Source organism: Haloarchaeobius pelagicus, from assembly GCF_051207375.1.
In the GTDB taxonomy this organism is placed as follows: domain Archaea; phylum Halobacteriota; class Halobacteria; order Halobacteriales; family Natrialbaceae; genus Haloarchaeobius.
This window is the reverse complement of the sequence record NZ_JBPJZD010000001.1, coordinates 276,813-299,979: the sequence shown is the minus strand read 5'-3', so window position 1 is coordinate 299,979 and position 23,167 is coordinate 276,813. Positions and strand designations below refer to the sequence as shown.

Genomic DNA, 23,167 nt, shown 5'->3' with positions numbered 1-23,167 from the left:
TATTGTGGACTCTGTGATGGTCAATAACGACGCTGCAGCTTCTAGTCTTCAATATGACAGTAAAGCTGAAAGCTTGAAATAATCCAGTCCCTTCCGCATGGCCCCTTCCAAATTACTTTTGCCTCTTCATTAGGCTGCTTCAACATCTCAAATGAGTCCCCCTTCTTCAAGCTCTTCAGTTTAGTTGGCACCTCTGATTTTTTCTCTTTTATCTGGAGGTAAATCTCGGATGTGTTAACTGGATCGCCACCTGTATGAACGACTTTCATTTTATTAGTATCTGGTACACACTGAGATTCGAAGACGGGAAGTGGGCTTGGCTCGATCGGCTCCTCACAATCCGTAGTGGTTTTGGTCGAATTTGTCTGGTTTAGTGAACTTTGTCTAGATAGACAACCTCCCGTTCCAACCATACCTCCCGTAATTAATGTAATAACAAACCTTCTCCGGCCTTTCATAAAGTGCTTAATCTTACCACAGTAAAATAGGTATTGAAAAACCGGCACTGTCTAGTTAACCTCCTGAGTTGGCGAGGAGATTACCGTCAACGTCACCACGGTGAACAACGCCACGGTCGAGATGAGCCACATCCGGGCGTTCGGTGACGCCGACGGCGACACCATCCCGGACTCTTACGAACGACGTCACTGGCTTCTGCCCAAAGGCGACGCCTCACAGGTCCGGCTCGACCCTTACAGTGCGGACACTGACGGTGACGGTCTTCGCGATGACGAAGAGATCTCGCTCGAAGAGGTCGAAACCGAGTACAGCTCGTTCCTCTGGATCGAGGAGCTTCACTCGAACCCGGCCGACCCCGACACCGACGGTGACACCATCGGCGACGAGATGGAAGTCGACGGCTGGGAGGTCGACCTCATCGCGACCCACTCGGACGCGCAATCGTTCCAGTCAGCGACGGCCGACCCTGACACGAACGCGGGCCAGTTCGTCTCGAACCCGACCGTCAGGAGCGACCCGTACGACCGCGACTCCGACGACGACACCCTCTCCGACGAGCAAGAATTCGAGCTCGGCACCGACCCAAGTGGCACTGACTCCGACGGTGACAGCATCCCTGACGCTCGGGAACTCGAAGTCAACGAGGACCCCACGATGTTCGACATCACCCCGCCGGAGATTCGGGTGGTGCGCTCGAACTACAATAACGTCATCCACAGCGATATCCTGGACGGCAATGTCGGTGTCGAAGGCCAGTACTTCATCGAAGCGCGAGTGAACGACCCCAGTGGGGAGCGTAACTACACCGTCAAACTCGATGGCAAGAAGCGAGTCGAATCGCTCGTCTACTCCGACCTCGAGGAACCGCTCATCTCCGAAGTCGTCGTCGTCGGTCTCGACAAGGCACTGTTGACCGGCCTCCAGACGAACAAGCTCCGACTGACCGTCGCCGACGACCACGGCAATCAGAAGACGGTGACTGGGTTCTCCAGTTCGAACTTCTACATCCAGGCCGGTGAGGAACTCGAAGTCCTGAACGACCTGAGTCCAGAGGAAGCCGCTGGGCTCGGCTACGTCTCTGGTGTCTCAAAGAGCGCCGGTGGGATGGGTGAGACCATCCGGAAAGCGATGATGGATCCGGTCGGGTACGTCGAGCAGGCGGCGGACTACAAACAGTACGTCGCGCTCGTCGAGAACGCCGACAAGCTGCCGGGCGCGATGGTCCAGCAGTACCAGCAGGAGATGCGGGTCACCAACCCCTACTACGACCCGCAGGCCCAGCAGGTCAAACACGAATCGAACTACAAAGCCTTCGAGAAGGGCTACTACGCGGGTGTCGCCACGTTCGAAGTCGCGCTGTCTGCTGCCCGTGGGAGTGGTGCGGCGACGAAGTTCAAGAAGCTGAAGACAGTCCAGAAAGCCGCCTCGGAGCCGAAAGTCGCGAAGGCGCTGAGCTACTACCGGAAAGCTCAGAAGGCCAAGGCAGGTGCGAAAGCGAAGTACCTCACTGGGCCTGCGGCAAAGACCGGGTATCGTATCGGCAAGGCTACTGATGAGGTTCTAGGAAGAAGTGATATCGCAAGTAAGGTAATCCGAAGGACAAGAACAGTTGGTCAGCAGTGGCGAGTATCACGCCACCTCAGGAAGGTCGATCCCCAAGCGAGAGATGCGCTTGGTGATTACTCTGGCGACCTTAGCCGACTCCTTTCGAAACACGGTGAGGACGGTGTTGAGTTCATTAACGACCTTGGGCCAGAGAAATCGAAGGATTTCTTCGAAATATCGAAAGTCTGCCGACGCAATTCGATTGTTCTCTATCGAGGATATGGCGTCCAGTCAAACCTTGGAGGGTCACCCTGTGGTATTGATAGTGGTGTTCAGGTTGACGTTAGTGACGCGTTCGAAGCACGTGTCCTTCAGTTATACAAACAGACCGATGGCGAGTTCCCTGACGGGAGGTTCGTGAGTGCAGTGAAACAAATGGAAGACGAACAACAGGAGCGGTTCATGGAGAACGTCGCGAAGGGACGGTATCATATGAAGGACTTCAAATCAGGAGATAAAGACCAGTATGATGAACTCAACGATATTAGCCTCGATTCCGACTCGACCACATTTAGGGCAGAAAAAACGGGACTGGATGGCGATTCTATCGATATGTATGCAAGATATTTCGACGAAGGCGAACAGGCGTTTGTTGATGCCGTTGCCAGGAAACCAGACCGAGTGAAAAAGGTCCTCGAAGCAGAGGGCATGGAAAATCTCGCAGACGGCCTCGATCTCTCCAGACAGGGCGATGTGAAGACCTTGATTCAGAGGGTGAATAACATAGACTCTGGGAGTGATTCCTCGATCCGCGGAAAGATATTTGAGGACGCTGTTGTTCCAGTGATTCTTGAGAACAAGAAGGGGTACGATATGTCCTTTAACAGGCGGTTCAAAGAACACTTTGACGAGGGTGAATTCAGCGGCTCTGACCATGGTTTCGATGGACTAGCAGTGGATAAAGACGGGAATCTAGTCATAATCGAAGCGAAAGCAGTCAACAGTAACGGGAGAGTCACTCCATCTGAATACCACCTTGGTGGTACCGATGCGGGAGAACAGATGAGTGATGCATGGATTCAATCAAAGTTCAACGAGATGGCACTGGAAGCCCAGACGAATCCACAAAAAGCGAAATTGCTGGCAGATTTAGACTCTAAAGGATATATCGATTATGACCCTTCAGCAAGTGACATTGAGGTACAGTTCCAGAACGTTCAAAAAGAAGTAGTGGCCATGCAGGATGCTCCGACCTCGGGGACGATGGCTTCCGATGTAATGAGAAGATCTTCTGAGCGAGTTATACCAGACGTAGTGCAAATTGATACTGTGGAAGTTCTCAAATTCGGCCAAGTATTTTCAATTGGAGGGAATAAAAAGGCCAATGTTCAAATATCGAGGAACCAGATATCGTCTCAAGGAATCAATCAATGTTGGACGAGCAAACACTGCGGGACTTCATCGAACATGAAAATGAAAAGGTACAGAAGTCAATCCAGATTCATGGCTATGGGAGCCAAACCGAGGGATACAGGGCTCGACGTATATTCTCACAGAGAGTTGGTCTCGCATATATAGAGTTAGGTGAACTTGAGAAGGGAGTCGAACGGCTGAAAGCTGCCGCAGAGGGGCAATTGGACCTGTTCTCATATCGGCTTGAAAAAAAGGGTGACGCAGCTAGTTTCCTTGAAGGCTACAGCCTTCAAGAGCTGAGAAATGGGATGTTCTGCGCACTCCTATCTGGTGATGACGCCCTTATCGAAGATTTTTCTGAGGAGATTCAATCTACATTTTCTGGAGACGTATATAAGGAAGTCGTAGATAAGAATCCGGAAGACATTCCCCTATTACTTACACTGTCAGAGGTTGTTCAACCAACGGAGATTGGTCGCGGATATCTTGATGAATTACAACGCAACGTCGAACGCCTTCCACAGGGAGATAAGATGAGGAAGTATTCGATTATCAGCCAAATTCTAGAATCGATATGGAACTCAGACTCAGACGAGATAGAGGACGCAATTCAGGACCTACTGGACTATCACGATGAGCTACGAAACCGAACAGATGGGGGTCATATGATAGATAACCAGTTTAGTATAGAGGTATGTGCGTATGTTGCATTGTCGTATAGACGAGGCCTCCACATCCGAATAGAAAGTGATGGAATTCCAGATAATTTCTATAACATAGTGCTATAGATAAGACCAATAAATGTGGGACAGGAAAAAGTTGCAGCGCTATAATCGACTCCGCCGATAAAATATTACAGAGCACAGATTCAGACTCCATTCAAGAAGCCATAGATAAGAAGATCGCAATCAAAGACTACGATAGAGCGTATTTCTACACCTCGAATAGTCGTAACGGAAAAACGGTCTCGAACAGGAACTCTCGGGGTTACTACGTGGAAGATATCTTCGACAGGGTATATCACTTCAAAGCTGGAGGTATCGATGATGAGGACTAATTCAGACTCGGAGCTCAGGTCAATTCGTCAACGAATCATTGACGATCTCGATAATAAGCACTGGGCTATGAAAAATACGGAGGAAGTAAACCAGACCATCCACGTATATCGGGGACTACACACCGATTGGTGGCAAATTGCGAATTGCTCCATGTTGCTGGGAGAGAGCCAGCGCGCCCGTGAAGAGTTTGCCACTGCTGGACTGTACGTTCGTGCGCTGCAAAGAAGATTGATTGGAGATTGGGACAGGTTAGAGAAAGAGTACAGACTCAATGCTGGCAGCTATCTCGAGTGGGGGATGTACATCACCGTGATTTCTGGACACAGTACGCTTATTAGTGCTATGTCGACCGACATCTGTTCGATAAGTCGATATTTCGAAACAAATGATGGTAGTGAAGGAGAGTCAAATGGAGCCTATTGGCGCGCCTGTACTCTCAGTACGTTGTACCGTGGTGAAGACGAGCTCAGCCGAGAATATATGTCGATGTACTCTGCAGAGGATAATGATGAGATTGGGAAATTACTAACTCAGGTACAAAAGTCGCTGCTTGATAATGATGAACAGTCAACCCGTAGTACGCTTAAAAGAATGGTAGACAGCCATGAAGAGATGTTCGGGGATAGTTGGCCATGGGTAGCTGAATTCAGCCACATAGCAGCTGCCCACTTACTAATTGCGAGAAATCATGGAATGGGGATATTAGCCTCAGAACTGGACAGCGAGTATATTCCGAAGGGACTAGATGAGTACGATATCGGTGACGATTTTGAACTTCCGACGCCAAAATATGTCGATGATACGCTCATTCCGAATTAAACGATGAGAATGCTCGCCGAATCTACTAGCAGAAACCGTCTTGCCCCCTCCGAGCCCCTTGTGACGAGGACTTTCCCCGAGCCACCGACTTCTGACAGGCTGTACCCGGCGTTCCCAGGATACTATTAGTAGAAACTCGTGATTTGCTCTCGAGACACTCGTGACGAGGACGTTCTGAAAGCGACTCGATAGACGCGGGCCAGTTCGTCTCGAACCCGACCGTCAGGAGCGACCCGTACGACCGCGACTCCGACGACGACACCCTCTTCGACGAGCAAGAATTCGAACTCGGAACCGACCCCAGTGGCACTGACTCCGACGGTGACAGCATCGCCGGCGCCTACGAACTCGCAGTCCCCCTCACCCGTCAGGGGGCAAAAAATGGCTTAGCTGGCGAGAGCGGTCAGCAAGTCAGGACTGGTCTGACGCTCGAATTTCTGGCCCGTACTCCCAGTCGTATTCGTACTCGCCAGGGTAGACAGGGTCCTCAACAGTATCCCAGAGCGCCGCCCGTCGGTCGTCGATGAACGCCAGCGCGTTCTGAATCACCCCGTTCAAATCTCGTGGGAAGCTGGCGTCGACAGCGGTCGTCGCTGCAATGTCTGGTGGTGGATGAAAGTGGTCGGTGTCGTTGTGCGGGTTCTCGTGTCGGTCCCAGCGGCACTCCCACCGCTGTCCGTTCCACGCTTCGATGTACTGGAGGTTGAACTCACCAGAGAGTCTGAGCCGCAACTCGAGACGAACGGTCGAAACCGGATCGGGGTACTGGCTTGCGTGCAAGAAGGCGACGACACGGTCGGGCTTCTCTCGTGGAAAGACGTCCACTTGGTCGACGAATGGTTGCTGTCCAAGTCGAGCAGCGACTACTCGCATCCGCTCTTCGTTGAGGTCGTCAGGCCGCCCCATCGCTATGCGGGCTGGAAGACGTCACCGCTCCCGTCTTCGTCGCGTTTGAGACGGAGCAGTGCCTGTCTCGCATCGCGGATCCGGCGGCGGAGTGCCTGGAGTTCGCTCAACTGGTCGTACCGGTCTTCGAGCTCGTCGAATGGGACATCGGCAAGGATGCTACCATCGACCTCGGTCGCATCGAGTTCGGTTTCGAGTTCGTCGACGCGCGTTTCATACTCCTCGACGAGCGCTTCGAGTTCGGTCCGGCTGTACTCTCTCGTGAGGCGTTCGATTCTGAGGAAGTCGAAGTACGCCTCGTTGCGCCTGTACAGTGCCGGGTCGCTGGCGGTCTGTTCGACGACTCCCATCTCATCGAGCCACTGCAGGTTCGTCCGTGCCCCACCTGGAGAGCAATCGGCAAGCTCTGCAATTTCAGACACCGGGGTCGGCTCCGTGAGTCCAGTGACGACCTCGTAGACACGCTCTTTCGTCGAGCGGTCCGCGACGCTCTTGCCCCACGACTCGGCGAATGACCCGACATCCTCGGGAGCGTCATCTGGGGAATCACGGTCTGCCATCGTGTCTCTGAGTACGGAGGCTGCTCATAATATTCTTTGGGTGAGCAAATATATATCCTCAATCTCGAAGAGCGCCGGTGGGATGGGTGAGACCATCCGGAAAGCGATGATGGATCCGGTCGGGTACGTCGAGCAGGCGGCGGACTACAAACAGTACGTCGCACTCGTCGAGAACGCCGAGAAATTGCCCGGGGCGATGGTCCAGCAGTACCAGCAGGAGATGCGGGTGACGAATCCGTACTACGACCCGCAGGCTCAGCAGGTCAAACACGAATCGAACTACAAAGCGTTCGAGAAGGGCTACTACGCGGGTGTCGCCACGTTCGAAGTCGCGCTGTCTGCTGCCGGTGGGAGTGGTGCGGCGACGAAGTTCAAGAAGCTGAAGACAGTCCAGAAGGCCGCCTCGGAGCCGAAGGTCGCGAAGGCGCTGAGTTACTACCGGAAGGCTCAGAAGGCAAAGGCCGGCGCGAAAGTGAAGTACGTCACCGGGCCTGCAGCGAAGACCGGCTATCGGTTAGCGAGTGGCGTCTCCTCACGGACCGGCGTTGACGCTGAGGCTCTGCACGATATGTTAGGGTCTGTTCGGACCGTCGGAGGCCAATGGCGTGTTACACAGAGGGCCCAGACCGTCGGTCTCGGGAAGCTGAACCGAGTCTCTGAGACTGCCAGAGAGCAGGTCACTCGACTGTTACGGCGGTCTGATAACAAGGACATCGATGACGAGATGGCCGAGATGAGCAGAGACGAAATCGATGCTGCCTCACGGCTCAGTTGTAGTCTCCCTACCCCTTCGATTCTGTATAAAGGGTCTGGTGTTTCCAACCAGCTCGGACCTGGTGATTGCACTGACGAGGTCTCTGTCGCACGGGGGGCAATGAAGCTGTCCAACGACCTCACAGACGACGAATTTGACCAGATAACAAAACTCGATGACCCCGTCGAAGATGCCATAGCAGCAGCCTACGATCAAGACAGAGGCCTCGACGTTAACGAACTCAAAAAGCTAGACGAGATCAATTCGAGGCATCTGGAGAGTGGTGATTTAGACGAGGCTGAACTGGGAGACCTTGCAACGAGATTAGCAAAGAGTGAGAACCCGGACCAGATTGTTCGGTTCGTCAATGAACTAGACGATTCTGCAAACGTACGTCGGCTACTCAGTGAAGATATTGAGTCGACCGAGCGGATGAGTAGGCTATTCGAGAACCGAGATGCGGATACTGGAGGTATCGGTGACCCATCCAATGGTGGAATCCTGTATCGTCACGTTGATTCAGACCTAGAGGCTTCTGATATCGTTGACCTATCTGAGAAGACTAATATTCTAGAAGTTCGAATGGTGGTGAAGCGAGATGGGAGAACGACATGGTTAGGTAACGGAGATCTCGAAAAGGGATGGGTACATATCAAGGAAAGTCACATAGTTGGTTCATATAATTTGGATGAACAGGGTGGAACGACGATGTTTCCCACTGGAGGTACGATACGTGGGAAAGAGATTCCCTCCACGCTCACCGATGAGGATGTAAAGGACCTAATATATAAGGCCATAAAGGACGGTGAGACCACAAACCCAAAGGGTAAGGTTAAATACTATTTCGAACCCACTGATAATGGATTCCCTAATAGTGGGATTGATGATATGAGAGTCATTGTAACAGCAGAAGGAGCTGTAAAAACATCTCACCCACTAAGCGGCAAAAGTGTCTGGAAGTATGTCCCGGGGGTGGGATGGATAAGTGCGTAAAAGAAAACACTTGGACTCTGTTAAATCGCCATTCGGCGCTTGATTTCTATCGTAGGCGCGATCTCAAAGCACCCACGTGGGTTCTTCGACGGCGAGCGCGTCCCGGGTGACACGGTCGCCGCTTCCTGATCCGCTTGTTTGGCTTGTATGAACTCCGACGCGATCGTGATCTTCGAGTCGACCGTACAGCCCTAGTAGTACTCATTGTCTGTTGGTTCGTCGTTCCCCGACGCAGTCGTTGTATGGATCGTCTCGATGGAGTACTTGGAGACGAGCAGACCACGACGGGCGACTTGCACGACAAGCCTGTTGAGACATCGTCGATTCGTGTTCGAAGTCGGTGAAAAATCGCTCTACCATGTCTCTAAATGCGAGTTACCGAGTACGAAGTAGTACCAGACAAGCACGTTCTGAAGTTCTCGTGTGACTGGACGTTTGCTGTAACAACCCTCATGTGAAGAGGGGAATCTTCGGCATCGACATCGATAATTCTCCACTTGACTTCACTAGTTCTAACGGCCGAAGTTGATGCATCCTATGGATTAACCAGAGCCAACAAATTCTATCAGTATGGTTTAATCACTTCGGTGTGTGAATCAGGGATAGTAGGTTATTATATGTTTGAGTGTACTATCTGCGATTGAACAAACGTTCATGCCCGATGAAATTCCAAGTACTGAGATTCGGTTCCTTTTTGACTCAAAGGGATATCTCGACCGGGTTCGAGAGAGTAAATCAATAGATGAGTGGATTGAGATCTCTATTCGAGTTGGAAATGAATATATATATGGTGACGAGGAAAATGGAGTCACTGGATTAGCATATTGTGTAACTCTTGGCTTCTTAGAATCAGTAGAGAAGATAATTAAAGGTCAAGAGCATGTTATTGAGTTTGAATATGGGCCAACTTGGTTAGTTATCGAACCGAAAAACCAAGACGAAGTCATTATCGCACGTTCCACTCGCTGGAGCGGAGTTAAAAATCCAGATGAGAGACTCGAAATAGATACCAATATTCGAGTTCCGAAGACAGAATGGGCGACTGCTGTCATAAGTGTAGTTGAAGAATTTGTACATACAGTAGTAGAGATTGATCCCGAGATATCCCACAGCGACGAATTGGAAGAGCTTGAGAACTACCTATCTCAAATTAAGGCACTGTCTAGTTAACCTCCTGAGCTGGCGGGACCACCACGACAGCAGGCACCGACGCCGCCTTCGCAACCGCTCCCAACCCCGTCATCCAGCTGTTCATTCCCGCCTTCGCTATCGCTGCCACCAACATCCTCCCCATCATGTACATCTTCGAGATGCTCAACGGCACCCTCGGCGGCATGGCCGGTGCCGCCATGGGAAAAGCCAAACAGGGCGTCTCGAAGGGACTTGGCAAGCTCGGCCAGAAAACTGGTCTCACTGGTGGCGGTGGCGGTGGCGGTAGTGGTGGCGGAGTCCTTGCAGGGTCGGGATGGGCGAGAGTTCCGACGGGCCGGCTGGTGTCCTGAACAACGTCGCTCCCGAACCCACCGATGTCGATATCGCACAGACCACACTCGGCCAGTACAGTGACCGAACTGTCCCCGACCGAAACTGGCCACGAGTATCACGAGCCTACGCCGGAGCCCTATTCTCCTTCTGGGCCTGCGTCGAGCGACACTGGCGATACGACTGCGGGCACCGACACCGCGTTTTAGATAAATCCGGCCATACTCGTCCCCGAATCGATTAGCAGAAATCGTCTTGCCCCCTCCGAGCCCCTTGTGACGAGGACTTTCTCCGAGCCACCGACTTCTGACGGGCTGTACCCGGTGTTCTCGCGAGTCTATTCGTAGAACGTCGGCACCCTGCTTCGAGATCCCTTCTCACGAGACCTTACTCGGATTCCCAGCCATGGATACTCTAACCTGAACGCGCTGGTGAGAATCGCGAAGCGATAACCGGTGAAATGAAAAAGAAACTCTTAATGAGTTTCGCCAATATTTAATTTCTATCTTTGTAAACAACAAAGAATCTCTTCGTTCATGATCTTTCCACAATTTCTTAGTCGAATACCTGCTTAAACCTCAAATACTCATACTCTCGGGCATGGTTCGTTATGGTGTAAATAAAATCTAGTTTATTAACTCCCTCGTTCGATAGCGTGGTGCGCTCCATATGAAGTACTAACCGACTACTGTCTATTGATTGTATCACAGGGGCACAGACCACCCTACGGGAACCCATCCAGACACTCCCGCTTCGACCCGTACCCTTATTTCCTCACCGGAAAATGGCCCCGTATGGCGGTCAGCCTGAATTACAACGCTCGACGGATTCTCGGCTGGGGGGTCCTCGCCGTGCTGTTCATCTTCGTCAATTTCCATCGCATCTCGACAGGAGTGCTAGCCGACTCGATAATGCGTGCGTTCGATACAACCGGAGCGGAACTCGGTGTCCTCCATTCATCGTTCTTCTACATCTACGCACCACTCCAGCTGGTCGCTGGACTCCTCGTAGACCGTCTAGGCACCCGGCGAGTGACCATCTGGGGTTCTATCGTGATGGGCAGCGGTGCCTTCGGATTCGCGATGAGCGAAACCTACACCATGGGCTTTCTTAGCCGAGCCTGTCTCGGGTTCGGTGGGAGCGTCATCTACATCGCGATTCTCCGGTACTGTGCGAACTGGTTTCGTGGGGATCAGTTTGCCACGATAACGGGGTTCACACTGTCCGCCTCCGCCGTCGGGGGGTTGCTCGCGACGACCCCACTGGCGATAGTAGTCTCCCGGTTCGGGTGGCGTATGGCCTTCATCTTCGTTGCCGCAGCTGGGCTCGTCGCGACGATTGGTGTCTTCCTCGTGGTCAGGGACTCACCCAGCGATGCCGGATTCGAGCCAGTTGAGGGCTCCGTTGAACAGCCATCGCTGACGTTCGGACAGGTCCTGACCAATGCGAGGTCGGTGCTGGTAGAGCAGGAAACATGGATTCTGGGGGCGATGATGTTCTTCGCAGTTGGGACGAATTACACGGTGATGGGACTGTGGGGAGTTCCGTATCTCGTCCATGCCTATGGGCTCTCCGTAAAGACGGCCTCGCTATTCACCCTGGTTGGGAACGCTGGCCTGTTGTTCGGCTCCCCCGGCGTGGGATGGATCTCAGACCGTCTCGGTCGACGGACGTCGATTACAGTGGTCACGGGCGCACTCTACTGTTCGCTCTATGGGGCCATTGCCCTTCTCGTGACTCCACCGCTCGCGTTCATCGCGCTCGCGTTCTTCGCAACGATGTTCCTGCATGGCGGGTTCTTACTCTCCTATACGGTCATCAAAGAGCGCCACTCCGGCGCGAAGAGCGGGACCGCAATGGGCATGGTCAATGGTCTGGGGTTTCTCGGGGCAGCGGTCCTGCCGGGGCTCATGGGGGTCGCACTCGACGCCTTCTGGACCGGCGAAACCCTCGCAGGGAGCCGCATCTACACGCTCCCGGGGTATCGGATCGCATTCGGAATCGCCACGCTGAGCGGCCTGCTCTCACTCGCCTGTGCCGTCTGGTTACACTGGTTCAGCGACTCGTGACTGTCGAGACCGTCACCGGATGCCGACCAGGGTCAAGAAATCAGATCGTCGAGAGCGAGCCCACAGAATCGACTATCGAGCCGGCGGTCCCGACTCATCAGTCGCCACGGTAACTGTGCGGTGCTAGACTTCCCACTTGATGTGTTCGAAGACGTTCCCACAGTCTTCACAGTGATACTGTGACTTTATCATCGTACTTCCGAACGGGCTTTCGAGGACCGTGTTCTCGTTCTCACAGTACGGACATTCGACCCCGTCCGTCTGTTCGTTCGTGACACGCGCGTCTCGGGGAGTATTGTCCGACATTATTCAGCGAGGTACTTGTGTTCACGGCCGGTCGCGGCTTCAACTGTGTCATCGAAGCGCTCCGATGGTGGCTCGGTCCGTCGGGTGGACTCGTCCCACGCTGACCAGTCGGGCGAGACCGCCGGCATCTCGAAGCCATTGGCCGTGACGACGTCCTCGATGTCCTCGAGGAATTCCTCACGGAGGCTGTCATTGCTCTGTGCGAGCACGCCAGCGTCGACGAGTGTCGAGTCCGAACCGCCCGTGCCGAGCCAAGTGGCCACACCGGGGACGAACTTGTCGATACTCGTCTGCAGGTCGGCAGGGTCGAACTCGTCCTGTGATTCGTCGGCGTAGACCGAGAACCAGGCCTGCCCGTGCTGGGCGTGCTGTGATTCTTCCTGCAGCACCTTCCCAGCCATACTCTGGAGTGGGCCGAAAGAACCGTCCCTGACGCTTTCGTACAGCAGGATGGTTGCGTAGTCCAGAATTGCGAGCGACGCGATGACGTCGGCCCAGCCGTCGAACCGATGGTCGAGCACTTCAGGGCTTCGCCACGCTTCCGGGCCGCGTTCGTACAGAAGGTCGTCCACCGTGGTCGAGGGGGACATATCGCTGGGCAAGGCATTCCCGACCTTCTCAGCAGCTTTGTAGCCCGCTCTCGCGTGTCCCAGCTCGTCCTGGATGATCGACGAGAGTGCGATGTCCTCCTCGATATCGGGTGCCCCGAGCATGGCCCACTCGGAGTAGCGATGGGCGGTGATGAACTTCGTGTCCGCGAGCACGACAGCGAGGTCGTACGCGTCGACGTGGGCCTCCTCGGAGAGGTCGAGTTCCGTGCTCATCGCTTCTCACCTGCCACCGCAGTGACAGAGGTCCCTTTATCGACGTTTCCGGTGTCCTCGTACTCGTGGCCGGTGTCGCCTTTCACCTTCAACATATTCCGACGGTCGACGGCGAAGAGCACGTCCCAGTCTTCCTCGTCGTAGAACATCTCGGCGTATCGCGTCGCGAACGAATCGTTCGGAGCATCGACGGCACCCACAGACTGGAGCGGTTCGCCGGCCCTGATTCGACCGAACACTTCGTAGGTTCGCTTCTTCATCAGGCGATCCCCCGCACAGTTTCGACGTGGTCGACCGGCCCCGGTGCCTCCTTCCACTCCGCGTAGACACCAGCCCAATCCATCTCGAGGTCGACAACGTACTCCTCTTCGTCCTCGTCGTAGCGGGCAGGAACGTCAACTTCGAGGGGCTCGAACGTCTCGACGACCTGCCGCAGCCACTCCTGCCGGTGTTCGTAGTTCGACCCCTTCCGTAGATTATACTCGCGGATTCGCTTGATCGCCTTCCCCTCCTTTTCAGGGTGACCGAGGAACGCGATGGCCTTCGGGAACATCTTGTCGACCGCAGCCTGAAGGGTCTCCTGCTGGGCTTCGGTGCCGTTGCCAAGCCGCTTGAACCACATATCGCCGAGTCGCTTGTGGAAGCCCTCCTCCGCGACGACTTTCCGTTCGTACCGCCGCCACGGTCCGAACGAACAGTTCTGTTCGATGTCGCCAATCTGTATCGTTCCTGCACGGTCGTAAAAGCCCACGCCACAGGCGAATTCGGCGAAGTTTTCGAACTCGTAATCGAAGGCGCGCATGTTGCGCCACTCTCTGGGTTCGCGTTCGTACATCAGCTCCTCTTTGTCGAAGCCGAGGTCGGAAAGGACGCGGTAGCCCAGGTTCGCGTGGCCAATCTCGTCCTGCACGACGGCACTGCCAGAGATCTTCGCGTTCAGATTCGGCGCTTTCTGCGTCGCCGCAGGGTGGTATGCACACGCACTCATGATCTCGGTGTCGTGTTGGGTGAGCATAAACTCGACCAGCGTGTGGAGGTACCCCGGACTCATCTCTTCGAGGGTCTCTATCGTCTCACCACGCCCGACTTTCCTGATGACTTCTTCGTCATCCGCGCTACACTCCTCTTTCAACTCCTCTAACTGACGTTCTACAACGCCCATATCATATGCTACTCATTGTTACACCGTCTTAATACTTGCCTCGCTGAAGACTGCGTTGTCGGACCTGTTCCGACCGGGGTGAGAAACGGAGAGTACCGTCTTCGAGACAGCCGAGTTGGCGAGTCGCACCCGGCGGAAGATTCTTTTCGTCGGCTCTCGAGGTCCAGACGATGTTCGAGCACACGATTACAGCTAGGTTCGATGATATCGATTACGCCGGTCGCGTCTTCTTCGGCCGTCTCTTCAACTACGTCCACGTCGCCGAGGAGGAGTGGTTCGAGGCGATGGGGTATCCGATTTCCGAACTCGCCGAAGAACTTGGCGTCCTCTTCCCCATCGCACATGCCGAGGGGGATTTCACGGGGCCGATCGAACTCGGCGACGACATCACCGTCCGCGTCGGCGTCCAGTCGCTGGGGACGAAGTCTTTCGACGTGCATGCGCGGGCCACCAACGTCTCGAACGACTACGAGGCGTTCCAGATCGACACAACCCGTGTCTGTCTGTCGACCGAAGCAAGCGGACAGACCCTGGAGATTCCGTCCGAGTTCCGGGCCGAACTAGAATCGTACCAGTGGGAGTAAGCGGCTCAATTGTTCGCGATGAATCTGTGCAGCTCGGTCGAGACCGCTTTCGGCGCTTCGAGCTGCGCCATATGGCCCGCGTCCTGAATGACGCTGACCTCGGCACTGGGTATTTTGTTGCTGAGGATGAACGATGCGACGGGCGGGGTGACGGTGTCGTTCTCCGCTGCTAGTAGCAGGGTAGGTGCCACGATGTCGTCGACGACGGGCATGAGGTTCGCCTCCATCAACCCGAGCATAGATTCGGTGTACCCTTTCGGGTCGTTTTCGAGGATCATCTCCCGGTAGAGACCGACGAGTTCCGGCCGCGTTTGTTTGGTGTGTTCCGAGAGCGACTCCTGCGTCTCCGTTTCTGCATGGGCTGTCATCCCGTCGCGCTCGATTTCATCGACGACCGTTTGCAGCTCTGATTGCTTCTCCTCGGGCATGCCGGGCCCAGCAGCAGCCAGCGACAACGTTCGAACGCGGTCCGGATGCTGGGCTGCGAACTGCATCGAGATGAGACTCCCCAGCGAATGGCCGACGAGATGGACCGCGTCGAGGTCCTGGTCGTCCAAGAACGCGTGGAGGTCGGCGACCCACGTTTCGAGAGAATACGGCCCGTCGGGGACGTCACTTCGGCCGCTGCCACGGAGGTCGAAGCGATACACTTCGTACGAGTTCGTGAGCGACTGGACGACACCCTCCCACGTGTTCAGTGTACTTCCGAGGCCATGCACGAGGACGACCGGCCGGCCCCGTCCCTCGACTTCGTACGCGAGTTCGACACCGTTGACTTCGGTTTGCATACGCTGACCCATGCAATCCCGTACCAAAAGGATACCGGGGGAACAGGTGTGCTGTCCCTCGACCAGACTGACCCGAAGCTATAATATTGTGACGCGGTTACACGGTATCATGGCCGCAACCGAAGACGTGTCTCTCGTCGAGCAGTGCCACGAAGCTCTCGAAGATGTCACTGACCCTGAACTGCCGATCAGTGTCGTGGACCTCGGACTTATTTACCAGATCGATATCGAGGGCGGACACGCAGATGTCGACATGACGCTCACCGCGATGGGGTGCCCTGCAGCGGGACTGATTACGGGCGAGGTTCGCGAACGACTGCTCGAACTCGATGGGGTCGACTCTGCGGATGTCGAGATCGTCTGGGACCCGGTGTGGACGAAGGACAAGATGACGGACAAGGGTAAACAACAGCTTCGGTGTCTTGGTATCGCAGTGTAGTCGGTGGCACCGCAGGGAAGCAGAACGGCATTCCGCTTGTACTTTGATTTCGACTCCCGCAACTGATTAGTTACCCCCTTGCGAAGGATGGGTATGAAATTCCAAACGAGATACGCTGAAGAAGACGACGCGGACGACATCCTCTCCCTTTGGTACCAGTATTCCGACCAGCTCTCTGCAATCGACGACAGATACCAGCACAAGGAGGACGCCGGCGAACAGTGGCTGGATTACTTCCTGAACCGGATGATCGGGACCTCGAAGGCGGCCGTGTTCGTGGCGGAATCAGAAGAGGTCGATGACCTCCTCGGCGTCATCGAAGTCCGGGTCATGGGGGCACATCCGATCTTCCAACTCGAACAACACGGGATGATCTTCGGGCACCACGTCCGGAAAGACTACCAGAACCAGGGGGTCGAGGGTGAGTTACTCGACAGGGCAGAAGATTGGTTCAAACACGAGAAGAACCTCTCTTTCTACCGCGTGAACATCCTCGCCGCGAATGGATACCTCGAAGACGTGTACGAGGACTACGGCCTGAAACAGATCGAGCACACCTTCGAGGGAGCCCTCTAAAGATGACGGAGCACACCGTCCATTTCATAGAGGAGGACGTTACGTTCAAGATGAGCGAGAACACTGACGACAGTATCCTCGACATCGCCGAGAAGCATGGCCTCGACCTCCAGTACCAATGTCGCATGGGCCACTGCGGTATCTGTGCGGCACGTGTAGAAGGTGAGGTCGAACAAGAGGACGCGATGATGTTGACCGAATCTGAGAAAGCGGAGGGGTACATCCTGACCTGCGTCGCCAAACCCCTGTCCGACCTGCAAGTCTACTCCGACGACACGCCCTAGCGAATTTCTACACACCCTAAGGGTGTGTATCACCCGCCGTACTTTCGGCTGTTCTCTCACTGTTCTCCGGCCGTGTATCGGACCCAGTTCGACACGACCGATTTCGATGGCGCGAATTCAGTAGTCTGCTGGGAGTTTCCCCTCGTCTTGTAACGTCTGTGTAATCTGCTCTTCGAGTGAAATTTTCGCTATCTTACCGACCTCCGTCCGGGGGATCTCGCGAACGACCTCGAGACGCTCTGGGTGTTTGAACACGGCGATTCCCTGGTCTTCGAGGAAGGAGGAGAGTTCTTCCAGCGTGAACTCGTCGATACCCGGTTCGAGTTCGACGAACGCACACGGTCGTTCTCCGAGGCGTTCGTCCGGCATCCCGATGACGGCGACGTTCTGGACGCTCTCGTGCTCGATGATGACGTCCTCTATCCCGGGCGCATAGATGTTCTCACCACCGCGAATGATGGTGTCCTTCATGCGGCCGAACACCTCGTAGTTCCCCTCTTCGTTCAGCTTGAGCACGTCTTCGGTGTAGAACCACCCTTGGTCGTCGAAGTTCTCCGCGTTCTCTTCCTCGTGTCGGAAGTACCCGGTGAAAAAGCCCGGGCCACGCACACAGAGTTCACCCGCCTCGCCCGCCGGGGCGTCCGATTCACGACGCTCGTCGACGATTCGCACCTCGTCGGCGTCAGGTGCGATGGGACGCCCGACAGTGTGTGCCTGCACGTCGATATCATCATCCGGTCGCGTGCAGATGAGTGGTCCTTCTGCCATCCCGAAGATATTCTCGAAGCCGACACCCCACCGCTCGACGAACTCGTACACTGCCTTGGGTCGCACCTTCTGCCCCCCACTGACGACGACTTCTAGCGACGAGAGGTCGTACTCCTCCAGGTTGGGGTGTTCTAGGATGTCTATCAGCTGGGTCGGAATCGGGAGCGTGTAGTTCCCTCCAACCGTATCGATGAGCGCCATCAGCGATTCGGGTTTGAGATTCGGTTCGACGGCGACTGTCGCCCCCGCCCAGAACGAGGCCCCAACGATACAGTTCAGCGAAGCGTTGTGCCCGATAGGCACGCTGGGGAACGCGACCCAATCGTCTTCGACCTCGGAGACTTCGGCCATGTACTCCCACTGAAAGACGTAGTCGTTGTGTGTACGGGGGATGCCCTTGGGCATTCCTGTCGTCCCACCCGATAGTAACATCACGCCCGGATTGCACGGGTTGACTTCGAACGAGTCGAGCACTTCCGAATCGCTCGGCTCACACAGTGAATCGAACGAGACCCACCCCTCCGGGACGTCGGCGTCACTGATGGCAACCTTGTGTTCGAGCGTTTCACAGTCGTCTTCTATGTCCTCGATGAGTCCGATGTGGTCAAATCCCATCTGGTACCGGTCGCCGGCCGTCAAAATGGCTTTGGCGTCGGTAAGGTTCGTCACGTGGGTCGCCTCGGCCTGGCGGTGCCGTGGGAGCAGCATCACGGGGACGACGCCAACGCGAGAGCAAGCAAAGAACGCCTCGATGAACTCGCTACAGTTCGGCAGCTGGAAGACCACCATGTCACCCTCTTCGAGGCCGAGATCGTCGACGAGCCGGCGCGCGAGGTGCTTCGTTCGCGTCTGTAGCTCACCATAGGTGAGTTCCCGAAGTGGGCCGATGACGGCGGTCCGGTCCGGCTGCTGGTCTGCGACCCTGTCGAGGACATCGTGGAACGTCAGATTCTGCCAGTATCCGTCCGCAAGGTACTGCTCACAACGCTCGTCGGGAAACGGCACGTAACCGTCTATGTCTGCTGTTGAGGACGTGAAATCCGGCATGCTATGTTGGCTCAATCCACTACATCATAATAAATCTACGCCAATTCGTGACACACCGCCACGCCCGCTAGTTTAATTGGGGGCCCCGCCGATTGGTGACGCATGTCGGACGCAACCTATTCCGTAACCGATTGTGTCGCCGAGATCACGCTCGACCGGCCTGATGCTCGGAACGCGATGAACGCGAGTGTCATCGAATCACTCGTCGAGCACGTCGAAGCAGCGGGGGCAGACGACGAGGTCCGGGTCATCGTCCTTCGAGCGACCGGGGATCTGTTCTGCGGCGGTGGCGACGTGAAGAAACTCGGCGCATTGCTCGACGAGGACACCACCCCTGTAGAACGCCGCAGGTACATCACCGACGGTATCCACCGCCCGATCCAGGCCCTCGTTGACGTTCAGAAGCCGGTCGTCTGCCGAATGCAGGGAGACGCTATCGGGGCCGGTGCGAATCTCGTCCTGGCCTGTGACATGATAGTCGCCGCCGAGGAGGCGAGACTCATCGAGGGGTTCAAAAACGTCGGGCTGGCCATCGACTGTGGCGGGTCGTACCTTCTGCCGCACAACACGAGCCTCGCGAAAGCCAAGGAGCTGGTCATGACTGGCCGCCCAGTCGACGCGACAGAAGCCGAGGAACTAGGGTTGGTCAACTATGCCGTCCCAGCGGACAAACTCGACGAAAAGGTCGACGAACTCGTCGGCCAGCTTCGCAATGGTCCCACGGCAGCACTGGGCCTCTCGAAGCAGCTGCTCCACGAGGGAGTCAACGCGACCTTCGAAGAGGCGCTCGAAAACGAAGCCCGGGCGAACACTATCCTCGGCGGCAGCAAGGACCACGCAGAGGGAATCGCGGCGTTCCGCGAGAAACGGCATCCCGAGTTCACCGGGGAATAATAGGGTATAGGTAGCACCCCCCAAGGTTAATACCCATTCCATTGAAGGGGGAAGTGGAGATGCTCAAAGATAGCTTTTGGTGGCCGAGTAGCTCGAGCCGCGGTGTCGTACTCGCGGCTGTGGTTCTCATGATACCGTTACATCAGAGCGAACTACTAGGCTTACTCGACTCACAGGTCTTGCTTTTCGACTGGCTTCCGATGCAGCTTGGGTACGACATACTGTTCAACCTCATCGGTGCCGTAATCCTGTACGCCATGTACCGACTCGCGCCTGAACCACCAGCCAGTGCGTTGGCTGAATCATCGACTGCGGTGTCAGAGTCAGCAGTCGAACAAGATGCCCCGGAGGTGAACGCCGATGGTTGACCAGAATTACCTCGTCCTGGGTATCACCCTCGTCTACATGGTAGTCGTTCTCGGCATCGGAGGGGCTGCTGCCCGGGTTACTGGCACCAGCCGAGAGGACTTCCTCATGGCCAACCGGTCGTTTAACACGGTAATCCTGCTCGCTGCGCTCTTCGCGACGAACATGACCGCGGTCGTGATGGTTGGCGCACCAGGACTCGCGTACAGTGCAGGAGCGGGAGCATACGGCTTCTTTGTGTCACTGTTCGCGTTCCTCTTCCCGGTGTTCCTCATGACGGTTGGCTACCGAATCTGGCTCGTGGGGAAGCGGTTCGACCACATCACACCAGCACAGATCGTCAACCACCGATGGGATGCGTCCTACCTCGGAATCGTCATGATGGCGATGTTCACCATCTGGACGATACCGTACCTGCTCGTCGGAGTCCAGGGTGGTGGCATCGTCTTCGAGGCGTTGACCGACGGGTTAATCCCGTACTGGCTCGGTGCCTTCATCGTCCTGGTCGTTGTAGGCCTCTACGTGTATCAGGGAGGTATGCGTGGGACCGGGTGGACGAACGCCTTCCAGGGCGCTGTCTTCATCGTTTTCCTTCTCGCGATGTTCGTCTGGATCCCCAGCCGAATCGGCGACTTCAATACGGCGACCGGGGCCGTCGCAGCGATCAACGACGGTGTGCTGTTGAACAGGGGCGGAATCCCGCCGTTCCAGAACCGTATCTGGTTCTCACAGGGGCTCATCGTGGCGTTCGGCGCGTTCATGTTTCCCCACCTCATCCTGCGATATATGACCGCGAAATCCGTGAAGACTCTCAAGCAGACGTCCGTCCTGTATCCGGTCGCGGTCATCGTCGTCTGGGTTCCGGCCGTCATGATTGGGTTCTGGGGTATCGCACAGGTCCCGGAGTTGGCCAACCCCGACTTCATCCTTCCGACGATGGTCGACCAGTACCTTCCCGTCTGGGTCGTCGGGTTCGCACTCGCTGGGATTCTTGCGGCGCTGATGTCCAGTCTGGACGGACAGGTGCTCACGCTCAGCACCTTCTTCACCGAGGACGTCGCCCGCCAGTTCTTCGATGTCGATGATCAGGATCAGGAAGTCTGGCTGACGCGCGTCTTCCTCGTCGCCATCTTCGGGTTGGCGTACGTGGGCGCACTCATCACTTCGGAAACGATCGTCGACACGGCGACGTTCGCGTTCTCTGGATACGCGCTCATGTTCGTCCCGTTCGTCGCAGCGTTCTACTGGCGGAACTCCTCGAAAGAGAGTGTCTTCGCCGGTCTTCTCGTCGGGTTCATCGGTCTCTGGGCGTTCGAACTCGGCGTTGCTCCGACCTCAGTGACGTTCGGATTCCTGCCCTTCATCCCACTCCTTGTCCTCCAGATTCTCGTCATGGTCGCCGTGACGTTCGTTACCGACCCGGCACCACAGGCACGGGTTCAGGAGTACGAAGAGACGTTCGAAGACGTCTGGTAACACTTCTACCAGGACGGATTTTTTGTTATCGGTTCCGTCAGAGCTGCTCGACGTGGGCGTAAGACGTCCCGACCGCGACAGCCAAGTTCTCATCTTCAGCTTCGTTCCCAGCATAGAGCGCGTTCCCGGCGGGGACGTCCAGCTCGTCGAGACACGTCTGGAGCGTCGCTGGGTCGGGTTTGTGTTCGGCCGTCGTATCACGAGCGACGATGACGTCCACTGCGTCGCGCATGTCGAACCGTTCGAGTGCAACGGTGGCCGCTCGTTCGGCGTTCGCCGTACAGAGACCGACTGGGCAGTCGAGCGTTTCGAGGAGACGCAGGGGCGACAGCGGTTCAGCCGAGGTCGCGCCGTCGACTTCGGCCTCCGTGACGATGTCGTCCAATCGGCCGTACAGGCCATGTTCGCGGGCCAGTTCGAACACTTCGGGCCGGGAATACGAGGTGAGCGCCCCGTCGAGATGCGGGTCGAGGAGCGCTTCGAGTCGTGCATGAACCTGTTCCCATTCCACAGTCAGGTCCACGAGCGTCCCATCGAGGTCGAAAACCACGCCGTCGAACTGCTCGATTCCCTCACTGACGAGTGCGGGTTCGCTCGCGCACACGTCCGCACTCGTGAGAGACACGTCTCCACCGCTCTCCACGCCGAGGACGGACCGGAGGTTCACGGGTGCGATAACTTCCGTCTTGTCCGCTGGGTAATCGGGGACGAGTGGGCGGATGACCGCCGAGCGAATCCCAGCAACCCGACACTGCCTACTTACAAGTCCGTCGCAGTGGTCGTCACCCGGGAGCGGATGGCGCTGTGCTTGCAGCTCCGCCAGCGACGTGACACCCTCGAGGTTGAGCGTCCCGGGGTAGGGACGAAAACCGACCTGCTCGGTCAGAAGTTCACTGATTGCGCCGATAAATCCACTCGCCTTCCCTTCACCATCGGTTATCCGGCCGTTCATCTCTCACACCCACTGGAGACGAACGATTGGTCTGCGTTCATCCGCGATTACTCCACTTCGGTGGACTCTAACCCGGTCCACTCGTCGATTTCGACATCGATACCGAACTGTGACAGTGCTCGGGCAGTCGTTCGGGTAATCATCTCGGTGAGGTCCCAGGGCTTCTGATAGAACGATGGGAACGGCGGGAAGACGATGGCACCGGCGTCCGTGACCGAAAGCATGTTCTCGAGGTGAATCCTGTTGAACGGCTTCTCCCGGGGCATGAGGACGAGTGGCCGACGCTCTTTCAACATCACGTCGGCGGACCGGGTGATGAGGTTCCCCGAGTTCCCGTGTGCAACGTTCGAGAGGGTCTTCATCGAACACGGCGCGATCAACATCCCCTCCGTCTTGAACGAGCCACTGGCTGTCTTGGCACCGATGTTCTTGATGTCGTGGGCGTAATCGGCGAGTTCGATGACATCGCTCACGTCCGTTCGTGCTTCCTGTGCCAGGTTGATCTTGGCAGCGTTAGAGAGGATGAGATGGACCTCGTAGTCGGATTCTTCGAGGATCTCAAGCGCTCGGATGCCATATATCTGTCCGGTTGCGCCAGTCATCCCGATTACGATTCGTTTAGACACATGAAGTCGTTGTTCAA

25 protein-coding genes are annotated in these 23,167 nt (G+C 55.9%); 14 read left to right on the top strand and 11 right to left on the bottom strand.

The features are described from left to right. Positions 1–41: 41 nt before the first annotated feature. Entirely contained in the window at positions 42–458 is a 417-nt protein-coding gene (locus ACSC1S_RS01660; protein ID WP_435362882.1) for a hypothetical protein, read from the bottom strand. A 100-nt stretch (positions 459–558) separates the two neighbouring features. Between ACSC1S_RS01660 and ACSC1S_RS01655 the strand changes: the two genes are divergently transcribed. From ACSC1S_RS01655 to ACSC1S_RS01645, 3 genes are all read left to right on the top strand, one after another. Then, positions 559–3,582 (top strand): hypothetical protein, encoded by a 3,024-nt coding sequence (locus ACSC1S_RS01655; RefSeq protein WP_435362881.1) that lies wholly within the window; start codon positions 559–561, stop codon positions 3,580–3,582. Positions 3,583–3,725: 143 nt separating this feature from the next. After that, complete coding sequence (locus tag ACSC1S_RS01650) at positions 3,726–4,205, top strand: Imm49 family immunity protein (RefSeq protein ID WP_435320213.1); 480 nt, start codon at positions 3,726–3,728, stop codon at positions 4,203–4,205. 336 nt (positions 4,206–4,541) lie between these two features. Continuing rightward, on the top strand, positions 4,542–5,294 hold the full coding sequence (locus ACSC1S_RS01645; RefSeq protein ID WP_435362880.1) for a hypothetical protein: 753 nt from the start codon (positions 4,542–4,544) through the stop codon (positions 5,292–5,294). Between the two features lie 411 nt (positions 5,295–5,705). Here ACSC1S_RS01645 and ACSC1S_RS01640 read toward each other — a convergent pair whose 3' ends face one another. Together ACSC1S_RS01640 and ACSC1S_RS01635 are read right to left on the bottom strand one after the other, a co-directional pair. Continuing rightward, positions 5,706–6,167 carry a toxin-antitoxin system TumE family protein gene (locus tag ACSC1S_RS01640; protein ID WP_492766634.1) on the bottom strand — a complete coding sequence of 154 codons (462 nt, stop codon included), beginning with the start codon at positions 6,165–6,167 and terminating at the stop codon, positions 5,706–5,708. 35 nt (positions 6,168–6,202) lie between these two features. Continuing rightward, a complete protein-coding gene (locus ACSC1S_RS01635) occupies positions 6,203–6,760 on the bottom strand; it encodes a DUF7342 family protein (RefSeq protein WP_435362878.1) in 558 nt (185 codons plus the stop codon). 82 nt (positions 6,761–6,842) lie between these two features. On the opposite strand from ACSC1S_RS01635, the gene ACSC1S_RS01630 reads away from it, so the two are divergent. The 4 genes from ACSC1S_RS01630 to ACSC1S_RS01615 all read left to right on the top strand — a co-directional run bounded on the left by ACSC1S_RS01630 (position 6,843) and on the right by ACSC1S_RS01615 (position 12,058). Further along, positions 6,843–8,507: a hypothetical protein gene (locus ACSC1S_RS01630; protein ID WP_435362877.1), complete on the top strand. Its 1,665-nt coding sequence runs from the start codon at positions 6,843–6,845 to the stop codon at positions 8,505–8,507. 654 nt (positions 8,508–9,161) lie between these two features. Beyond that, complete coding sequence (locus tag ACSC1S_RS01625) at positions 9,162–9,677, top strand: hypothetical protein (RefSeq protein WP_435362876.1); 516 nt, start codon at positions 9,162–9,164, stop codon at positions 9,675–9,677. Between the two features lie 125 nt (positions 9,678–9,802). Continuing rightward, positions 9,803–10,009, top strand: a complete 207-nt coding sequence (locus tag ACSC1S_RS01620; protein ID WP_435362875.1) for a hypothetical protein — start codon at positions 9,803–9,805, stop codon at positions 10,007–10,009. Between the two features lie 774 nt (positions 10,010–10,783). Next, positions 10,784–12,058, top strand: coding sequence for an MFS transporter (locus ACSC1S_RS01615; protein ID WP_435362874.1), 1,275 nt, complete (start codon positions 10,784–10,786; stop codon positions 12,056–12,058). A 123-nt stretch (positions 12,059–12,181) separates the two neighbouring features. On the opposite strand, the gene ACSC1S_RS01610 is transcribed toward ACSC1S_RS01615, so the two are convergent. Genes ACSC1S_RS01610 through ACSC1S_RS01595 form a run of 4 tightly spaced genes read right to left on the bottom strand, consistent with a single transcriptional unit; the run spans position 12,182 to position 14,350 of the window. After that, positions 12,182–12,364, bottom strand: a complete 183-nt coding sequence (locus ACSC1S_RS01610) for a PaaD-like zinc ribbon domain-containing protein (protein WP_435362873.1) — start codon at positions 12,362–12,364, stop codon at positions 12,182–12,184. Further along, entirely contained in the window at positions 12,364–13,188 is an 825-nt protein-coding gene (locus tag ACSC1S_RS01605; RefSeq protein WP_435362872.1) for a 1,2-phenylacetyl-CoA epoxidase subunit PaaC, read from the bottom strand. The genes ACSC1S_RS01610 and ACSC1S_RS01605 overlap by 1 nt, the downstream gene beginning before the upstream one ends. After that, positions 13,185–13,448, bottom strand: a complete 264-nt coding sequence (locus tag ACSC1S_RS01600) for a hypothetical protein (protein ID WP_435362871.1) — start codon at positions 13,446–13,448, stop codon at positions 13,185–13,187. Before ACSC1S_RS01600 ends, ACSC1S_RS01605 begins: the two co-directional genes overlap by 4 nt. Continuing rightward, entirely contained in the window at positions 13,448–14,350 is a 903-nt protein-coding gene (locus tag ACSC1S_RS01595) for a 1,2-phenylacetyl-CoA epoxidase subunit PaaC (RefSeq protein WP_435362870.1), read from the bottom strand. Before ACSC1S_RS01595 ends, ACSC1S_RS01600 begins: the two co-directional genes overlap by 1 nt. Positions 14,351–14,520: 170 nt before the next feature. Between ACSC1S_RS01595 and ACSC1S_RS01590 the strand changes: the two genes are divergently transcribed. Next, positions 14,521–14,934, top strand: a complete 414-nt coding sequence (locus ACSC1S_RS01590) for an acyl-CoA thioesterase (protein ID WP_435362869.1) — start codon at positions 14,521–14,523, stop codon at positions 14,932–14,934. Positions 14,935–14,939: 5 nt separating this feature from the next. On the opposite strand, the gene ACSC1S_RS01585 is transcribed toward ACSC1S_RS01590, so the two are convergent. Continuing rightward, on the bottom strand, positions 14,940–15,722 hold the full coding sequence (locus ACSC1S_RS01585) for an alpha/beta fold hydrolase (protein WP_435362868.1): 783 nt from the start codon (positions 15,720–15,722) through the stop codon (positions 14,940–14,942). Positions 15,723–15,831: 109 nt separating this feature from the next. Between ACSC1S_RS01585 and ACSC1S_RS01580 the strand changes: the two genes are divergently transcribed. From ACSC1S_RS01580 to ACSC1S_RS01570, 3 genes are all read left to right on the top strand, one after another. Further along, positions 15,832–16,161: a metal-sulfur cluster assembly factor gene (locus tag ACSC1S_RS01580; RefSeq protein WP_435317048.1), complete on the top strand. Its 330-nt coding sequence runs from the start codon at positions 15,832–15,834 to the stop codon at positions 16,159–16,161. 93 nt (positions 16,162–16,254) lie between these two features. Further along, positions 16,255–16,737 (top strand): GNAT family N-acetyltransferase, encoded by a 483-nt coding sequence (locus ACSC1S_RS01575; RefSeq protein WP_435362867.1) that lies wholly within the window; start codon positions 16,255–16,257, stop codon positions 16,735–16,737. A 2-nt stretch (positions 16,738–16,739) separates the two neighbouring features. Next, entirely contained in the window at positions 16,740–17,021 is a 282-nt protein-coding gene (locus tag ACSC1S_RS01570) for a 2Fe-2S iron-sulfur cluster-binding protein (protein ID WP_435317046.1), read from the top strand. Between the two features lie 117 nt (positions 17,022–17,138). Here the strand turns inward: ACSC1S_RS01570 and ACSC1S_RS01565 are convergent, their stop codons facing one another. Next, the gene (locus ACSC1S_RS01565; RefSeq protein ID WP_435362866.1) at positions 17,139–18,836 is read right to left on the bottom strand and encodes a (2,3-dihydroxybenzoyl)adenylate synthase; all 1,698 of its coding nucleotides are present in this window, start codon (positions 18,834–18,836) and stop codon (positions 17,139–17,141) included. 102 nt (positions 18,837–18,938) lie between these two features. On the opposite strand from ACSC1S_RS01565, the gene ACSC1S_RS01560 reads away from it, so the two are divergent. Genes ACSC1S_RS01560 through ACSC1S_RS01550 form a run of 3 tightly spaced genes read left to right on the top strand, consistent with a single transcriptional unit; the run spans position 18,939 to position 21,572 of the window. Next, positions 18,939–19,730, top strand: a complete 792-nt coding sequence (locus tag ACSC1S_RS01560) for an enoyl-CoA hydratase/isomerase family protein (RefSeq protein WP_435362865.1) — start codon at positions 18,939–18,941, stop codon at positions 19,728–19,730. Between the two features lie 59 nt (positions 19,731–19,789). Then, on the top strand, positions 19,790–20,098 hold the full coding sequence (locus ACSC1S_RS01555; protein ID WP_435362864.1) for a hypothetical protein: 309 nt from the start codon (positions 19,790–19,792) through the stop codon (positions 20,096–20,098). Then, positions 20,091–21,572 (top strand): sodium:solute symporter family protein, encoded by a 1,482-nt coding sequence (locus ACSC1S_RS01550; protein ID WP_435362863.1) that lies wholly within the window; start codon positions 20,091–20,093, stop codon positions 21,570–21,572. Before ACSC1S_RS01555 ends, ACSC1S_RS01550 begins: the two co-directional genes overlap by 8 nt. A 37-nt stretch (positions 21,573–21,609) precedes the next feature. Here the strand turns inward: ACSC1S_RS01550 and ACSC1S_RS01545 are convergent, their stop codons facing one another. Together ACSC1S_RS01545 and ACSC1S_RS01540 are read right to left on the bottom strand one after the other, a co-directional pair. Further along, positions 21,610–22,524, bottom strand: a complete 915-nt coding sequence (locus ACSC1S_RS01545) for a DUF120 domain-containing protein (protein WP_435362862.1) — start codon at positions 22,522–22,524, stop codon at positions 21,610–21,612. Between the two features lie 47 nt (positions 22,525–22,571). Next, positions 22,572–23,150 carry a UbiX family flavin prenyltransferase gene (locus ACSC1S_RS01540; protein WP_435317040.1) on the bottom strand — a complete coding sequence of 193 codons (579 nt, stop codon included), beginning with the start codon at positions 23,148–23,150 and terminating at the stop codon, positions 22,572–22,574. Positions 23,151–23,167: the final 17 nt, after the last annotated feature.

Coding starts and splice junctions, on each gene's coding strand:
- ACSC1S_RS01615 (WP_435362874.1), top strand. CDS start 10,784: ATGGCGGTCAGCCTGAATTACAACGCTCGACGGATTCTCGGCTGGGGG.
- ACSC1S_RS01560 (WP_435362865.1), top strand. CDS start 18,939: ATGTCGGACGCAACCTATTCCGTAACCGATTGTGTCGCCGAGATCACG.
- ACSC1S_RS01620 (WP_435362875.1), top strand. CDS start 9,803: ATGTACATCTTCGAGATGCTCAACGGCACCCTCGGCGGCATGGCCGGT.
- ACSC1S_RS01630 (WP_435362877.1), top strand. CDS start 6,843: ATGGGTGAGACCATCCGGAAAGCGATGATGGATCCGGTCGGGTACGTC.
- ACSC1S_RS01625 (WP_435362876.1), top strand. CDS start 9,162: ATGCCCGATGAAATTCCAAGTACTGAGATTCGGTTCCTTTTTGACTCA.
- ACSC1S_RS01550 (WP_435362863.1), top strand. CDS start 20,091: ATGGTTGACCAGAATTACCTCGTCCTGGGTATCACCCTCGTCTACATG.
- ACSC1S_RS01565 (WP_435362866.1), bottom strand. CDS start 18,836: ATGCCGGATTTCACGTCCTCAACAGCAGACATAGACGGTTACGTGCCG.
- ACSC1S_RS01590 (WP_435362869.1), top strand. CDS start 14,521: ATGTTCGAGCACACGATTACAGCTAGGTTCGATGATATCGATTACGCC.
- ACSC1S_RS01605 (WP_435362872.1), bottom strand. CDS start 13,188: ATGAGCACGGAACTCGACCTCTCCGAGGAGGCCCACGTCGACGCGTAC.
- ACSC1S_RS01545 (WP_435362862.1), bottom strand. CDS start 22,524: ATGAACGGCCGGATAACCGATGGTGAAGGGAAGGCGAGTGGATTTATC.
- ACSC1S_RS01555 (WP_435362864.1), top strand. CDS start 19,790: ATGCTCAAAGATAGCTTTTGGTGGCCGAGTAGCTCGAGCCGCGGTGTC.
- ACSC1S_RS01645 (WP_435362880.1), top strand. CDS start 4,542: ATGAAAAATACGGAGGAAGTAAACCAGACCATCCACGTATATCGGGGA.
- ACSC1S_RS01580 (WP_435317048.1), top strand. CDS start 15,832: ATGGCCGCAACCGAAGACGTGTCTCTCGTCGAGCAGTGCCACGAAGCT.
- ACSC1S_RS01650 (WP_435320213.1), top strand. CDS start 3,726: ATGTTCTGCGCACTCCTATCTGGTGATGACGCCCTTATCGAAGATTTT.
- ACSC1S_RS01635 (WP_435362878.1), bottom strand. CDS start 6,760: ATGGCAGACCGTGATTCCCCAGATGACGCTCCCGAGGATGTCGGGTCA.
- ACSC1S_RS01570 (WP_435317046.1), top strand. CDS start 16,740: ATGACGGAGCACACCGTCCATTTCATAGAGGAGGACGTTACGTTCAAG.
- ACSC1S_RS01600 (WP_435362871.1), bottom strand. CDS start 13,448: ATGAAGAAGCGAACCTACGAAGTGTTCGGTCGAATCAGGGCCGGCGAA.
- ACSC1S_RS01575 (WP_435362867.1), top strand. CDS start 16,255: ATGAAATTCCAAACGAGATACGCTGAAGAAGACGACGCGGACGACATC.
- ACSC1S_RS01585 (WP_435362868.1), bottom strand. CDS start 15,722: ATGCAAACCGAAGTCAACGGTGTCGAACTCGCGTACGAAGTCGAGGGA.
- ACSC1S_RS01610 (WP_435362873.1), bottom strand. CDS start 12,364: ATGTCGGACAATACTCCCCGAGACGCGCGTGTCACGAACGAACAGACG.
- ACSC1S_RS01660 (WP_435362882.1), bottom strand. CDS start 458: ATGAAAGGCCGGAGAAGGTTTGTTATTACATTAATTACGGGAGGTATG.
- ACSC1S_RS01640 (WP_492766634.1), bottom strand. CDS start 6,167: ATGCGAGTAGTCGCTGCTCGACTTGGACAGCAACCATTCGTCGACCAA.
- ACSC1S_RS01595 (WP_435362870.1), bottom strand. CDS start 14,350: ATGGGCGTTGTAGAACGTCAGTTAGAGGAGTTGAAAGAGGAGTGTAGC.